This window comes from Pseudomonas sp. C7.1 (assembly GCF_056312395.1).
Genome location: NZ_JBWDTL010000002.1, coordinates 155,932 through 169,982, shown reverse-complemented (window position 1 = coordinate 169,982; position 14,051 = coordinate 155,932). Strand labels below are relative to the sequence as shown.

11 protein-coding genes are annotated in these 14,051 nt (G+C 61.5%); 1 reads left to right on the top strand and 10 read right to left on the bottom strand.

The window, feature by feature from the left end:
- Positions 1-10: 10 nt before the first annotated feature.
- Positions 11-607: a LemA family protein gene (locus AC0T4W_RS01925; protein ID WP_160014708.1), complete on the bottom strand. Its 597-nt coding sequence runs from the start codon at positions 605-607 to the stop codon at positions 11-13.
- Positions 608-842: 235 nt separating this feature from the next.
- Complete coding sequence (locus AC0T4W_RS01920) at positions 843-1,178, bottom strand: hypothetical protein (RefSeq protein WP_476315443.1); 336 nt, start codon at positions 1,176-1,178, stop codon at positions 843-845.
- A gap of 180 nt (positions 1,179-1,358) precedes the next feature.
- Between AC0T4W_RS01920 and AC0T4W_RS01915 the strand changes: the two genes are divergently transcribed.
- Positions 1,359-2,015 carry an endonuclease I family protein gene (locus AC0T4W_RS01915; protein WP_476315440.1) on the top strand — a complete coding sequence of 219 codons (657 nt, stop codon included), beginning with the start codon at positions 1,359-1,361 and terminating at the stop codon, positions 2,013-2,015.
- Here the strand turns inward: AC0T4W_RS01915 and hutC are convergent.
- The 8 genes from hutC to AC0T4W_RS01875 all read right to left on the bottom strand — a co-directional run bounded on the left by hutC (position 2,005) and on the right by AC0T4W_RS01875 (position 13,934).
- The gene (gene hutC / locus AC0T4W_RS01910) at positions 2,005-2,721 is read right to left on the bottom strand and encodes a histidine utilization repressor (RefSeq protein ID WP_476315437.1); all 717 of its coding nucleotides are present in this window, start codon (positions 2,719-2,721) and stop codon (positions 2,005-2,007) included. The genes AC0T4W_RS01915 and hutC overlap by 11 nt on opposite strands.
- Before the next feature lie 207 nt (positions 2,722-2,928).
- Positions 2,929-4,464, bottom strand: a complete 1,536-nt coding sequence (hutH, locus tag AC0T4W_RS01905; protein ID WP_476315434.1) for a histidine ammonia-lyase — start codon at positions 4,462-4,464, stop codon at positions 2,929-2,931.
- The gene (gene hutU / locus AC0T4W_RS01900) at positions 4,461-6,143 is read right to left on the bottom strand and encodes a urocanate hydratase (protein ID WP_476315432.1); all 1,683 of its coding nucleotides are present in this window, start codon (positions 6,141-6,143) and stop codon (positions 4,461-4,463) included. The genes hutH and hutU overlap by 4 nt, the downstream gene beginning before the upstream one ends.
- Before the next feature lie 36 nt (positions 6,144-6,179).
- Positions 6,180-7,118 (bottom strand): formimidoylglutamase, encoded by a 939-nt coding sequence (gene hutG, locus AC0T4W_RS01895; protein WP_476315429.1) that lies wholly within the window; start codon positions 7,116-7,118, stop codon positions 6,180-6,182.
- Positions 7,108-8,343: an imidazolonepropionase gene (hutI, locus tag AC0T4W_RS01890; protein WP_476315426.1), complete on the bottom strand. Its 1,236-nt coding sequence runs from the start codon at positions 8,341-8,343 to the stop codon at positions 7,108-7,110. The genes hutG and hutI overlap by 11 nt, the downstream gene beginning before the upstream one ends.
- 189 nt (positions 8,344-8,532) lie before the next feature.
- Positions 8,533-10,311: an acyl-CoA dehydrogenase C-terminal domain-containing protein gene (locus AC0T4W_RS01885; RefSeq protein WP_476315423.1), complete on the bottom strand. Its 1,779-nt coding sequence runs from the start codon at positions 10,309-10,311 to the stop codon at positions 8,533-8,535.
- Between the two features lie 278 nt (positions 10,312-10,589).
- Positions 10,590-11,879 (bottom strand): GGDEF domain-containing protein, encoded by a 1,290-nt coding sequence (locus AC0T4W_RS01880; protein ID WP_476315419.1) that lies wholly within the window; start codon positions 11,877-11,879, stop codon positions 10,590-10,592.
- A gap of 249 nt (positions 11,880-12,128) precedes the next feature.
- On the bottom strand, positions 12,129-13,934 hold the full coding sequence (locus AC0T4W_RS01875; protein ID WP_476315417.1) for a phenylacyl-CoA dehydrogenase: 1,806 nt from the start codon (positions 13,932-13,934) through the stop codon (positions 12,129-12,131).
- Positions 13,935-14,051: the final 117 nt, after the last annotated feature.

The window sequence follows — 14,051 nt, the reverse complement described above, 5'->3', positions numbered from 1 at the left end:
GACCCTTAATTCAGAACGACACCTTCGGCGCTTCCTGAATCGCCGCGCTGTCGGCGAATTCCAGCAGGCTGGCGTCCTGGGCGTGGCCGAAACTGGCGGCCAGCAATACCGGCGGGAAGGCCTGTTTGTAGGTGTTGTAGGCCATCACCGCATCGTTAAAGGCCTGGCGGGCGAAGGCCACCTTGTTCTCGGTGCTGCTCAACTCTTCACTGAGCTGCTGCATATTCGCCGAGGCCTTGAGGTCCGGGTAAGCCTCAAGCGTAACGTTCAAGCGGCCCAGGGCGCTGTTCAACAGCCCTTCCGCGCCGCCCAGCTGCGCCATGCTCTGGGCATTGCCCGGCTGCGCCGCAGCGGCTTTGAGCCCAGTTACCGCGTTATTGCGCGCGGCAATCACCGCTTCCAGGGTTTCGCGCTCATGGGCCATGTAGCCCTTGGCGGTTTCCACCAGATTGGGGATCAGGTCATAACGGCGCTTGAGCTGCACCTCGATCTGCGCAAAGGCGTTCTGAAAACGGTTACGCAGGGTCACCAGCTGGTTGTAGATGCCAATCACGTAAAAGATCAGCGCGGCGACAACCGCCAGGAAAATCAGCGTGGAGATGGACATGGGGCAATCCTTATCGCATGCAAGAGAGAAGCAGATGGTAGCGGAAAAGTGCCGCAACGAATGCCCACCGGCGCACTCTGGCTGTATGGCTAGGTCAACACGCCGATTATTGCCGCCTACAGCGCCGCACCCTGCCAAGCGCGGACCATCAACGGCGAATGCCATACAAGATGGCGCTGTCCCTATTACGTGTTGCGAGGCGATAAACCTTAGGTTTGGGTCGGGCGGCGATCCGTTAAGGAGCGCAGCGACGAAGCCCAACGATTTGTGCCATATGCCAACGGCTGTTGGGCTTCGCTGCGCTTAGCGCCAACCTACCGATTGCATGCAACACGCAATGGCATACATAACCAAAAATTTGCCTTGAGCAATTTTTGACATTGCGCAGCGATGCGCCCGAAGGGTGGCTGCCATGGATGGCAGGCCATAAAAAAGAAAACCCCGCGATTGCGGGGCTTGCAGACTGAGTCCTGACATCCTTGATCTGCTTGCCATCCTGGCAGCTGTCCAGCGTATCCCTGTTGCTAAAGTGCGCTTCCTGCGCGACGTCCATGGGCAGCAGATTAGCCATCGCCTGGCATCCGTAACAGTGGCGATCCGCAGCACGCGGTGTAAGCCAAAGCCTACACAGCATCTTTTCGAGTAAAACCGAGCAAACGCTCGGCTTTATTTTGTGACGCAGGTCTTGTTAGACTCGATTTTGTCTTACAAAAACAACAGACCCCGTCAACGGCGGTCACTGGGGCCACATATGCGCTCATTGCTTTTCGTCATCGGCTGCCTGGCAGCCAGCATCAGCCTACCCACCCTGGCCAACGGGCAGAACCAGCTTTCTGACCCCAAAGCCGCCGTGCAACTGTTCTGGAGCCAGCTTTATGGCCAGGGCGGCAGCACGCTGTATTGCGCTAAAGCGTTCACCGAGGAAAGCGGCCAACTCAAAGCCAGCGCGATCTACAGCAGCAAACAGCTAAAAAGCGCGCTGCGCTGCATAACCAACCGCCAGTGCGCAATCATGAACCCGCGCTACGTATTTATGGCGGCCGACCTGCACAACCTCTATCCGGCACTGACCCGCGTCGAGCTGGTACGGCGCAATGCCCAGTTCGGCGAACTGGATGACAGCGTGCCAAGCAAACTCGCTGACATCGGTTGCGAGATGAAAACCAGCTTCCAACTGGTAGAGCCGCGCGATGAGGCCAAGGGCAACATTGCTCGGGCAATTTTCTATATGCATGTCGAATACAACCTGCCCATCGTCGGCCAGGTGCAGGTGTACAAAAAGTGGCATCAGATGGACCCGCCGGATGCCGAAGAGAAGGCGCGTAACGACAAGATTGCCAGCCTGCAGGGCACCCGTAACCGCTTTATCGACAACCCCGAACTGGTCGAGCAGCAGATCAATAACTGATCGGCTTGTGCGATGAACGCAGCTTGTATCGATCGCCCGGATGGATCAGCCGGGCGTAGCTGATCAGGTGCTCATCCGACCAGGTACGGCGAATCACACTCAGGCACGGCGCGGCCACTGCGATAGCCAGCCAGTCGGCCACCTGCTGATCCACCAGCACGGCCTCGACCACATGCTCGACATCGGAAATCGGGCAGCTGCTGACCAGCACCTCGTTGGGCGTCTGCCGAGAGAAATCACTGTTCAGGTAATGCGGCACCCAGCGCGGGTTGACGAAGCGGTCTTCCAGCTGAATCGGCACGCCATCCTCACGGTGCACCAGAATGCTGTGAAACACCTCGGCGCCCAGGCGTAAGCCCAACCGCAGCGCCACCTCATCATCTGCCGCCACCGCCTCACAGCGAATAATGTCGTTGCTATAGGCATGCCCACGGCCGCGCACTTCACTGGCGATATTCAGCACTTCATGCAGCGATGACTCGGCCTTGCGATCGGTGACAAATGTCCCCAGGCCGGCCTGGCGCAGCAGGTAGCCCTTCTGCACCAGGTCGCGAATGGCCTTGTTGGCGGTCATGCGACTCACCCCAAAATCCCGCGCCAGCTGTTCTTCTGCCGGAATCTGATGATTGACCGGGTAAGCGCCGCTGTGGATGCGCTCCAGCAGGAACGCTTCAATCGCCTTGTAGCGCGGGGTTGTACTGCTCACTGCGGCTCCTTGGGGTGGTCCCGATGCGCGGATAATAACGCGCCAACACGCTGCGACGTAGGGTGGGCAAGACATCGCTCGGCAACAACGGGCTTCGTAGGTTGGGTTGAGGAGCGTGCGACGAAGCCCAACGAGCGATGCCAGGCGCAACGGCCAAGCCAGGCCGGACGACATACGCTGTTGGGCTTCGCTGCGCTCAACGCCAACCTACGTCAGCGACGGCAATAAACCGTTGGGTAGCAGTGGGGTCAGCACGCGTTCAGCCAACAATGCGTTGGCCGCCTCGATGTCCGGGGAGAAGAAGCGATCCTCCACGTAGTACGGCACCTGGGCGCGCAGGGCCTGGCGCGCCTGCTCCAGAGCCGGCGAGCTTTTCAGCCCTTCACGGAAGTCCAGGCCCTGGCAGGCACCCAGCCATTCGATGGCCAGCACGCCACGGGTGTTGGCGGCCATTTCCCACAGGCGCTTGCCGGCGGCCGGGGCCATGGATACGTGGTCTTCCTGGTTCGCCGAGGTCGGCAGGCTGTCGACGCTGTGCGGGTGGGACAGCGCCTTATTCTCGCTGGCCAACGCGGCGGCAGTGACCTGGGCGATCATAAAGCCGGAGTTGACCCCGCCATTGGCCACCAGAAACGGCGGCAACTGCGACATATGTTTATCCATCATCAGCGAGGTGCGCCGCTCGCTCAGTGCGCCGATTTCGGCGATGGCCAGGGCGATATTGTCGGCGGCCATGGCCACGGGTTCGGCGTGGAAGTTACCGCCGGAAATCACATCACCCTCGGCGGCGAACACCAGGGGGTTATCCGATACCGCGTTGGCTTCCACCGCCAGCACCTCGGCGGCCTGGCGCAGCTGGGTCAGGCACGCGCCCATCACTTGCGGCTGGCAACGCAGCGAATACGGGTCCTGCACCTTGTCGCAGGCCTCATGGGAGCGACCGACTTCGCTGCTCTCACCGAGCAGGTGGCGATAGATAGCTGCCGCGTCGATCTGCCCACGCTGACCCCGGGCGGCATGGATGCGCGGATCAAACGGCGCACGCGAGCCCAGCGCGGCTTCCACAGTCAGGCCGCCGCAAACGGTAGCCGCAGCGAACAAATCTTCAGCTTCGAACAAGCCGCGCAAGGCATAGGCAGTGGACACCTGAGTGCCGTTGAGCAGCGCCAGGCCTTCCTTGGCGGCCAGGGTCATCGGCTGTAGACCGGCGATGGCCAATGCCTCGGTCGCCGGCAGCCATTCACCGCGATAACGCGCCTGGCTTTCACCCAGCAGCACCAGGGACATATGCGCCAACGGCGCCAGGTCGCCAGAAGCGCCGACCGAACCCTTGAGCGGGATATGCGGGTAGACCTCGGCATTGATCAAGGCGATCAGCGCCTCGATGACTTGCAGGCGGATGCCGGAGAATCCGCGCGCCAGGCTGTTGACCTTGAGCAGCATGATCAGGCGCACCATGGCGTCATCCAGCGGCGCACCGATGCCGGCGGCGTGGGACAGCACCAGCGAGCGCTGCAGTTTTTCCAGGTCTTCATTGGCGATGCGGGTCGAGGCCAGCAGGCCGAAACCGGTGTTGATGCCATAGGCGGTGCGGCCCTCGGCGACGATGCCATTGACGCAGGCGACACTGGCCTCGATGCCGGCGTGGGCGCTGGCATCCAGACGCAGCGTGAGCGGCGCCTGATAGGCGGCGCGCAGCTGGGCCAGGCTCAGTTGGCCGGGAGTCAGGGTAAACAGGCTCATGCGTTGGCTCCTTGGGTAGCGGCGATCATCGGCAAATCAAGACCCTGCTCGCGGGCACACTCTACGGCAATCTCATAACCAGCATCGGCGTGGCGCATCACCCCGGTGCCCGGGTCGTTGCGCAGTACGCGGCCGAGACGGGCGCGGGCTTCGGGCGTGCCGTCGGCGACGATCACCACCCCGGAATGCTGCGAGTAGCCCATACCGACGCCGCCTCCGTGGTGCAACGACACCCAGGTCGCACCGCCTGCGGTATTCAGCAGGGCGTTGAGCAGCGGCCAGTCGGACACCGCATCGGAGCCGTCCATCATCGACTCGGTTTCACGGTTGGGGCTGGCCACCGAACCGGAGTCGAGGTGGTCACGACCGATCACGATAGGCGCCTTCAGCTCGCCGCTGGCAACCATGTCATTGAAGGCCTGGGCCAGACGCGCGCGGTCCTTCAGGCCAACCCAGCAGATACGCGCCGGCAAGCCCTGGAAGCTGATGCGCTCGCGGGCCATGTCCAGCCAGTTGTGCAGGTGGGCGTCGTCCGGGATCAGTTCCTTGACCTTGGCGTCGGTTTTGTAGATGTCCTCGGGGTCGCCGGACAGCGCCACCCAGCGGAACGGGCCAATGCCCTGGCAGAACAGCGGACGGATATAGGCCGGGACGAAACCGGGGAAGTCGAAGGCGTTATCCACACCCTCCTGCAGGGCCATCTGGCGGATATTGTTGCCGTAGTCAAAGGTCGGTACGCCCATCTGCTGGAAGGCCAGCATGGCGCGCACATGCACGGCCATGGACTGCTTGGCGGCCTTGACCACCACGGCTTCCTCGGTCTTGCCGCGAGCCGCATACTCGTCCCAGTTCCAGCCAATTGGCAGGTAGCCGTGGCGCGGGTCGTGGGCGCTGGTCTGGTCGGTGACCATATCCGGGCGTACGCCGCGCTTGACCAGTTCCGGGAGGATCTCGGCGGCGTTGCCACACAGGGCGATGGACACCGCCTGGCCTGCGCGGCAGTACGTGTCGATGCGCGCCAGGGCATCGTCCAGATCCGTGGCCTGCTCGTCGACATAACGGGTCTTTAGACGGAAATCGATGCGGCTCTGCTGACACTCGATATTCAGCGAGCAGGCACCGGCCAGGGTGGCGGCCAGTGGCTGCGCGCCGCCCATACCGCCCAGGCCTGCAGTCAGTACCCACTTACCTTTGAGGTTACCGCCGTAATGCTGACGACCGGCCTCGACGAAGGTTTCATAGGTGCCCTGGACGATGCCCTGGCTGCCGATATAGATCCAGCTGCCAGCGGTCATCTGGCCGTACATGGCCAGACCCTTGGCATCCAGTTCGTTGAAGTGCTCCCAGGTGGCCCAGTGCGGCACCAGGTTGGAGTTGGCCAGCAGCACGCGCGGCGCGTCCTTGTGGGTTTCGAACACGCCCACCGGCTTGCCGGATTGAATCAGCAGGGTCTGGTTGTCTTCAAGGCGGGTCAGCACCTCGACGATCTTGTCATAGCATTCCCAGTTACGCGCGGCGCGGCCGATGCCGCCATACACCACCAGCTCCTTGGGGTTCTCGGCCACTTCCGGGTCGAGGTTGTTCATCAGCATGCGCAACGGCGCTTCGGTCAGCCAGCTCTTGGCGGTCAGCGTGGTGCCACGGGCAGCGCGGATTTCGGTGTCACGGAAGAGGCTCATGGGGGCTCCTGTTGTTGTTAGCTATAAGGTTCAGTTTCAGAGCGTCAGGGTGAGTAGATGGATCAGCCGCGCTGCCACCTTGGCGGTGCGGCTGTCGATGTCGTGTTCGGGGTTGAGTTCGGCCAAGTCGATCAGGCGCAGCTTGCCGCTGTCGCGCACGCTTTCCAGCAGCGGTTCGAGCAGCGCCAGCGGCACGCCGCGCGCGGCCGGGGCACTGACGCCGGGTGCTTCGCAGGCCGGCAGTACGTCGATGTCGATGGTCAGGTAGATCGCGTCGCAGCCGGCGATAAAGGCCGACAGTTCAGCACTGATGGCTGCCAGGCTGGCCTCGCGGATCTCACGGTCTTCGCGCACCAGTACGTTCAGCTCGGCGGCGCGCTGGAACAAGGCGCGGGTGTTGCTCGCCCGGCTGACGCCCAGGCAGGCATAGGCGAACGGCCAGCCACGGGTGGCGCACTGCTCGGCAATCTGTGCGAAGGGCGTGCCGGAGGAATGCACATGGGTCGGGTCGCGCAGGTCGAAATGCGCGTCGAAATTGATAATGCCGATACGCGGAGTACCGCCAGCCAGATGCTCGGCAATACCTTGCCAGCTGCCGAAGGCCACCTCATGGCCACCGCCCAACACAATCGGCAAATGCCCGGCATCCAGCAGCGCGCAAACGTTTGCGCCGAGGCGCGCCTGGGCGCTTTCCAGATCGCCGTCGGCGCACAGCACATCACCGGCGTCATAGGCCACGCCACTACGGTGCCAGGCCAGATTGGCCAGCGCCTTGCGCATGGCCCGAGGGCCATTTACCGCGCCCACGCGGCCATGGTTTCGGCGCACGCCTTCGTCGCTGGCGAAACCGAGCAGGGCCACGCCGGGCTGGCTGTCCGCGCTTAGCGCCTGAATGCGCTGATGCCAGCGCGGGCTGTCGGCTTCCGGGTCGACGCGGCCCTGCCAAATATCCATGGAGTTGCGATCAGCGTGCATGGCTGTTGGCCTCTTTGCGGTAGCTGATAACGCCGTTGAAGATGCGCTGGCGCAACCGACCGGGCTGCACCGCATAGGCCAGCTCGGCGGGTTGCTGCACATCCCACAGGCACAGGTCGGCGGGAGCACCAACTTCGACCCGCCCAAGATCCGGGCGGCCGAGGGCGCGGGCGGCATGGGCGGTCATACCGGCCAGGGCTTCACGCGGGGTCAGGCGGAACAAGGTGCAAGCCAGGTTGAGGGTCAAGGTCGGAAAGCAGATCGGCGAAGTGCCGGGGTTGGCATCGCTGGCCAAGGCCATCGGCACTTTATGCTGGCGCAGCAGCGCGATAGGCGGCAGCTGGGTCTCGCGCAGGGTATAAAAGGCCCCCGGCAGCAGGGTGGCCACGGTGCCAGCGGCGGCCATGTCCTGCACCCCGGCCTCATCAAGAAACTCGATATGGTCGGCCGAGAGGCCCTGATAACGAGCGGCCAGGGCACTGGCACCCTGGTTGGACAGCTGCTCAGCGTGCACCTTGATCGGCAGGCCGTGGCGTTGCGCAGCCTGGAACACCAACTCGCACTGCGCCGGACTAAAGGCGATGTTTTCGCAGAACACATCCACCGCATCGACCAGGCCTTCGGCCACGGCCGCCGGGATCATCTCGTTGCACACCAGGGCGATATAACCGTCGCTGTCGTCGGCAAATTCCGGCGGCAAGGCATGGGCGCCGAGCAGGGTGGTGGTGATGCGCAGCGGCAGCAATTCGCCCAGGCGGCGAGCGACGCGCAGCATCTTCAGCTCATCTTCGACAGTCAAGCCATAGCCGGATTTGATTTCCAGGGTGGTGACGCCGTCGTCCAGCAGCGCCTGCAGGCGTGGCAAGCTCTGCGCCAGCAACTCGTCCTCGCTGGCCGCGCGAGTGGCGCGTACGGTGCTGAGAATGCCGCCGCCAGCTTTGGCGATTTCGGCGTAGCTGACACCTTCGAGGCGCTGCTCGAATTCAGCGGCGCGGTTGCCGGCGTAGACCAGATGGCTGTGGCAATCCACCAAGCCGGGGGTCATTACCCCGCCGCGACCCACCTCAACAGCATCGGCCAGCGCAGGCGCATCGAAATCGGCCTCCGGGCACAACCCGGCGACGCGTCCGTCTTGCACCCACAACGCCATGGGCTGCGGGCATGTCTGCTCGCCATCAAACAGAACAAGATCACGCCATAGCTGGATGGAGACTGACTGGGTCATAGGAAGGGTTCCGCTCTATTTGTATATACAAATAAACCTAAAAACCCATAAATTCAACCTAGACCCATCAAATGACTATACAAATAAGACGAAAGCGCTCGGCGCTCCGCTCTGCTTAACCGCATATTCAGGGCGCCAAAACGCAAAACCCCGGCACAAGGCCGGGGTTTTGTTATTGCCAAACAGCGTTTAGAACTGCGCAGCATCCAGCAGGTACAGCGACTCGCTACCGGCCTTGACCGAAGCAGTCAGCGAGTGGATACGCGGCAGCAGGCGGGCGAAGAAGAAGCGCGCGGTGCCCAGCTTGCTGACGTAGAACTCGTCCTGATCCTGCTTGGCCAGCGCGGTGCGCGCCATCAGGGCCCACATATAGGCGTAGGCGGTGTAACCGAACACCTGCAGGTACTCGACCGAGGCGGCGCCGACTTCGTTCGGGTTGGCCTTGGCGCGTTCCAGCAAATCGGCGGTCATCACTTCCAGATTGGCGATGGCCTCTTTCAGCGGATTAACGAACTCGGAGAGCGAGGCGTCGGCGCTGTCGGTGAAGGTTTTGATCTCTTCGGCGAAGTGCTTGTAGAACGCACCGCCGCTGCCAACCACTTTACGGCCGACCAGATCGAGCGCCTGGATACCGTTAGTGCCTTCGTAGATCTGGGTGATGCGGCAGTCGCGAATCAGCTGCTCCTGGCCCCACTCACGGATAAAGCCGTGGCCGCCAAAGATCTGCTGGCCGTGTACGGTGGTTTCCAGCGCCATATCGGTGAGGAAGGCTTTGGCTACCGGGGTCAGCAGGGCAACCAGCTCTTCCGCGCGCTTGCGCACTGCGGCGTCTTCGCTGAACTTGGCGGTGTCGAGTTGCATAGCCACGTAACTGGAGAAGGCACGGCCGCCTTCGTTCAGCGCTTTCATGGTCAGCAGCATGCGGCGCACGTCCGGGTGCACGATGATCGGGTCGGCGGCCTTATCTTTGGCTACCGGGCCGGTCGGCGCGCGGCTCTGGATACGGTCGCGGGCGTACTCCACGGCGTTCTGGTAGCTGCGTTCCCCCAGGGACAGGCCCTGAATGCCAACGCCCAGGCGCTCGTAGTTCATCATGGTGAACATGGCGGCGAGGCCTTTGTTCGGCGCATCGACGATCCAGCCAGTGGCGCCGTCGAAGTTCATCACGCAGGTGGCCGAGGCCTTGATGCCCATCTTGTGTTCGATAGAGCCGCAGGACAGGCTGTTCTGCTCGCCCAGGGAACCGTCTGTATTGACCATAAACTTCGGCACCAGGAACAGCGAAATACCTTTCGGGCCCGCTGGGGCATCCGGCAGCTTGGCCAGTACCAGGTGGATGATGTTCTCGGTCAGGTCGTGCTCACCACCGGTGATAAAGATCTTGGTGCCAGAGATCTTGAAGCTACCGTCAGCCTGGGGCTCGGCCTTGGTGCGAATGATGCCCAGGTCAGTACCGGCATGGGGCTCGGTCAGGCACATGGAGCCGGCCCAAACGCCGGAATACATGTTCGGCAGGTATTTTTCTTTCAGCTCTTCGCTGGCGTGGGCGTTGATCGACAGGCAGGCGCCGGCGGTCAGCATCGGGTACAGGCCGAACGACAGGTTGGCCGAGTTGACCATTTCCTCGACCTGGGCCGAGATCGCCTTGGGCATACCCATGCCGCCGAACAGCGGATCGCCACCGACGCCCACCCAGCCGCCTTCGGCGTAGGTTTTATAGGCATCCGGGAAGCCCGCTGGGGTTTTCACCGAGCCGTTGCTCCAGCTGCAGCCTTCTTCATCGCCACTGCGATTGAGCGGCGCGATGGTGCCTGCGGTGACCTTGCCGGCCTCTTCAAGAATGGCCGCCGCGGTTTCTTCATCGACCACTTCAGCCAGGGCCGGCAACTGGGCCCACAGCTTGGAAACTTCAAACACTTCATTGAGCACGAAGCGCATATCGCGCAGGGGAGCTTTGTAGTCAGCCATGGGGAAAATCCTCGGTCGATCAGCAGATGTAAAGATGTGCAGGGAGTCTAACCGAACAACTTTTTAGACCCATAGCGTCGCGTACAGACCAGCAGGTCATCATCTATTCAACCTGTCACATACAGTAAAAAATCGCCAAATGACGGGCCTTTACAGGCACGCACCGCCGGCCAGGCCAACATGCTCAGGCGGTATCTGCGTCAGCTAAAAATCGGGGTATTCCTTTACACCAACATTAAGCATGCGAATGCTAAATACACGGCCATTAGCAGGCGGTCTTAACCCCGTGCAGCATCCAGCTTGACCGCCCCGCGCCGCTGACCATAACTGCGCACACAGTTACGCCCGGAGCCCTTGGCGTTATACAGCGCCTGGTCGGCGGCCTTGAGCACCTCTTCCGGGCTGCGTTGCTCCAGCCCGCGCTCGGCCACGCCCATGCTGACCGTCACCGACACCTGATTGGCCGCGCTACCGACCCGCCGCGCCCTGCCCTGCTTATCGTCCCGGGGGCGCTGCTGTTTATCACGCAGCTGGATGCGATAGGTCTCGATGGCCTGGCGTATCAGTTCCAGATGCGGCAGGCATTCCTCAAGCGTCTTGCCGGGGAACACCAGGGTGAATTCCTCGCCGCCATAGCGATAGGCCTTGCCTCCACCGCCGATCTTGCGCAGCTGAGCGGCGACCAGGCGCAGCACCTGATCACCAACATCGTGGCCGTGGGTGTCGTTGAATTTCTTGAAGTGATCAACGTCAGCCATGGCGATCACATAACTGCGGCCCAGACGCTGCAGCCGCTCATTCAAAGCGCGCCGCCCCGGCAGGCCGGTAAGCTCATCGCGAAAGGCCATCTGATAGGCCTCATGCGCCACCGCAGCGACCAGGATCAACATGATCTGGCTGCTCATCACATTCAGTGCATTGGGCAGGATAAAGGTGTTCGGCAGCATCCACAGCAGGCCGCACAACCCCAGCCACTGCGCTGCATGCAACGGCCGTGGCGCGCGCAGGTACTGCACCGCCAGCAGAATCAGGCCAAGGATAAACACCGGATAGGCCAGCTGCACCAACGCCAGCCACTCGACCTGCAGCGCCGGCCAGCGCACCCGCGATAGCCAGTGCAGCAACGCCTCGGGAAAGCGCTGCGCCAAGCCAACCGCCACCGCACCGACCGCGAGCAGCACGGCCGCGCGGGCGATCAAGTCCTGCAGCAGATGGGTACGCTCCTGCCAGGCGGCGTAAAGGCTGTAGAGCAGCGGCAATAACAGGCTGCACAGATGAAAGATCAGCGCCGCATCGCTGCGCACCTGCCCTGTAGCGCGAAAATGATCAACCTGGGTGTCGAGCAGGAAGTAACCGAGGTACAGCGTCAGCAGCAGAAACACTTCGCGCTGGCGACCATACACCAGGCAGAACGCGCCGCCGAGCAACAGCAGCAGAGTGGGCAGTACATTGAACAGCGAGGTGAAAAACTCGCTCAGCTGCGCCAGCTGCGACAACAGCAAGCCGCCGAACAGAAGCAGCAGCGAAGGCAGAAAATGACTGAAGCGCACAGCAGCAAGACGCGACAAGACGGGTTCCACGCAGCGATAAAAAGTAGATAACGCCGCGCAGTTTGCCTGCAACGAGAACATTTCGCACGGAACATGCCAGGCAAATCGACAATTTGCAGGGGACTTTTTATTCGCCTCAAAAAACTGTCTGGAACAGTTTTTAACGTCGCGTAGCGACGGCCCGAAGGGTGGCCGCCAGGGATGGCGGACATAAAAAAACCGCCACCCCAAGGGGCAGCGGTTTTTTTGACCTAAAGGGACTAAGGCTTAGTAGCCCAGAGCGAAGTGTTCTTCGTTCATGTCCATCAGGTTGTTGGCGCCAGACAGCATCGCCTCTACGTGCGTACGGGTACGCGGCAGAATACGGGCGAAGTAGAAGTTGGCGGTCTGCAGCTTGGCTTTGTAGAACGCCTCGTCTTCAGCACCGGCAGCAATCTTCTCGGCAGCCAGGCGAGCCATGTCGGCCCAGAAGTAAGCCAGGCAGGCATAACCGGAATACATCAGGTAGTCCACCGAAGCGGCACCGACTTCTTCACGGTCCTTCATCGCGGCCATGCCCACTTTCATGGTGATGTCGCCCCACTCTTTGTTCAGCTTGGCCAGCGGCTCAACGAGACCTTTGATGGCTTCGTTGGATTCGTTGGTCTGGCAGAACTTGTGCACGATCTTGGTGAAGTTCTTCAGCGCGCCGCCCTGGGTCATCAGAATCTTACGACCCAGCAGGTCGAGGGCCTGAATACCGGTGGTGCCTTCGTACATCATGGAGATACGGCAGTCACGAACGTTCTGCTCCATGCCCCACTCGGCGATAAAGCCATGGCCACCATAGATCTGCATGCCGTGGTTGGCCGCTTCGAAGCCGACTTCGGTCATGAACGCTTTGGCGATTGGGGTGAGGAAGGCCAGCAGTTCGTCTGCAGCTTTCTTCTCGGCTTCGTCCTGGCTGTACTTAACGATGTCGACCTGCTTGGCAGTGAAGTACACCATCGCACGGTTGCCTTCAGCGAAAGCTTTCATGGTCAGCAGCATGCGACGTACGTCCGGATGGACGATGATCGGGTCAGCAGCTTTATCCGGCGCTTTCGGGCCAGTCAAAGAACGCATCTGCAGACGCTCACGGGCGTACTTCAGGCCACCCTGGAAGCCGGCTTCAGCGTGAGCCAGACCTTGCAGAGCAGTACCCAGACGAGCCGTGTTCATAAAGGTGAACATGCAGTTCAGACCTTTGTTGGCTGGGCCGATCAGGTAACCGGTGGCGCCATCAAAGTTCATCACGCAGGTGGCGTTACCGTGGATACCCATCTTGTGCTCGATCGAGCCACAGGAAACGGCGTTACGCGAACCTGTGCTGCCGTCAGCACCGACCGAGAATTTCGGCACGATAAACAGCGAGATGCCTTTGGTGCCTTGCGGCGCGTCGGGCAGGCGTGCCAGTACGATATGGACGATGTTATCGGCCATGTCGTGTTCACCAGCCGAGATAAAGATCTTAGTGCCGGACACTTTGTAGGTGCCATCGGCCTGCGGCTCAGCTTTGGTGCGCAGCATGCCCAGGTCGGTACCGCAATGCGGCTCGGTCAGGCACATGGTGCCAGTCCACTCGCCGGATACCAGCTTGGTCAGGTAGGTGTGCTTCTGGTCGTCGGTGCCGTGCTCAGCAATGGTGTTCATCGCGCCGTGCGACAGGCCTGGGTACATGCCCCATGACCAGTTCGAGGTACCGACCATTTCGCTCAGCACCAGACCCAGCGACTCAGGCAGGCCTTGGCCGCCATGGTCAGCGTCGTGCGCCAGGCTCGGCCAGCCGCCTTCAACATACTGCTGATAGGCTTCTTTAAAACCTGTAGGGGTTTTCACGCCTTCTGGCGACCAGGTGCAACCTTCGGTGTCACCTACACGATTCAGTGGCGAAAGCACTTGCTCACAGAACTTGGCGCCTTCTTCAAGGATGGCGCTGACCATGTCCGGAGTAGCGTCCTGGCAGCCAGGCAGGCTCTGATAATGCGCTTCGTAGCCGAGCAGTTCGTCGCGTACGAAACGGATATCACGCAAGGGGGCCTTGTAATCAGGCATAGCGGTTAACCTCTGCGGTGGATTCTTAGTGTGTAGGTGACCGGATATTCGGTCAGTTTCGGGAGCAATCCCGGCGCTCGCCTGCCCCTTGGCAACCGAGCTAATCAAACAAGCGTT

Excerpts from the sequence above, each read along its gene's own strand:
- hutH (WP_476315434.1), bottom strand. The coding sequence starts at position 4,464 with ATGAGCCTGTTTACCCTGACTCCCGGCCAACTGAGCCTGGCCCAGCTG.
- AC0T4W_RS01920 (WP_476315443.1), bottom strand. The coding sequence starts at position 1,178 with ATGGCTAATCTGCTGCCCATGGACGTCGCGCAGGAAGCGCACTTTAGC.
- AC0T4W_RS01915 (WP_476315440.1), top strand. The coding sequence starts at position 1,359 with ATGCGCTCATTGCTTTTCGTCATCGGCTGCCTGGCAGCCAGCATCAGC.
- AC0T4W_RS01925 (WP_160014708.1), bottom strand. The coding sequence starts at position 607 with ATGTCCATCTCCACGCTGATTTTCCTGGCGGTTGTCGCCGCGCTGATC.
- hutU (WP_476315432.1), bottom strand. The coding sequence starts at position 6,143 with ATGAGCCTCTTCCGTGACACCGAAATCCGCGCTGCCCGTGGCACCACG.
- hutI (WP_476315426.1), bottom strand. The coding sequence starts at position 8,343 with ATGACCCAGTCAGTCTCCATCCAGCTATGGCGTGATCTTGTTCTGTTT.
- AC0T4W_RS01885 (WP_476315423.1), bottom strand. The coding sequence starts at position 10,311 with ATGGCTGACTACAAAGCTCCCCTGCGCGATATGCGCTTCGTGCTCAAT.
- hutG (WP_476315429.1), bottom strand. The coding sequence starts at position 7,118 with ATGCACGCTGATCGCAACTCCATGGATATTTGGCAGGGCCGCGTCGAC.
- AC0T4W_RS01875 (WP_476315417.1), bottom strand. The coding sequence starts at position 13,934 with ATGCCTGATTACAAGGCCCCCTTGCGTGATATCCGTTTCGTACGCGAC.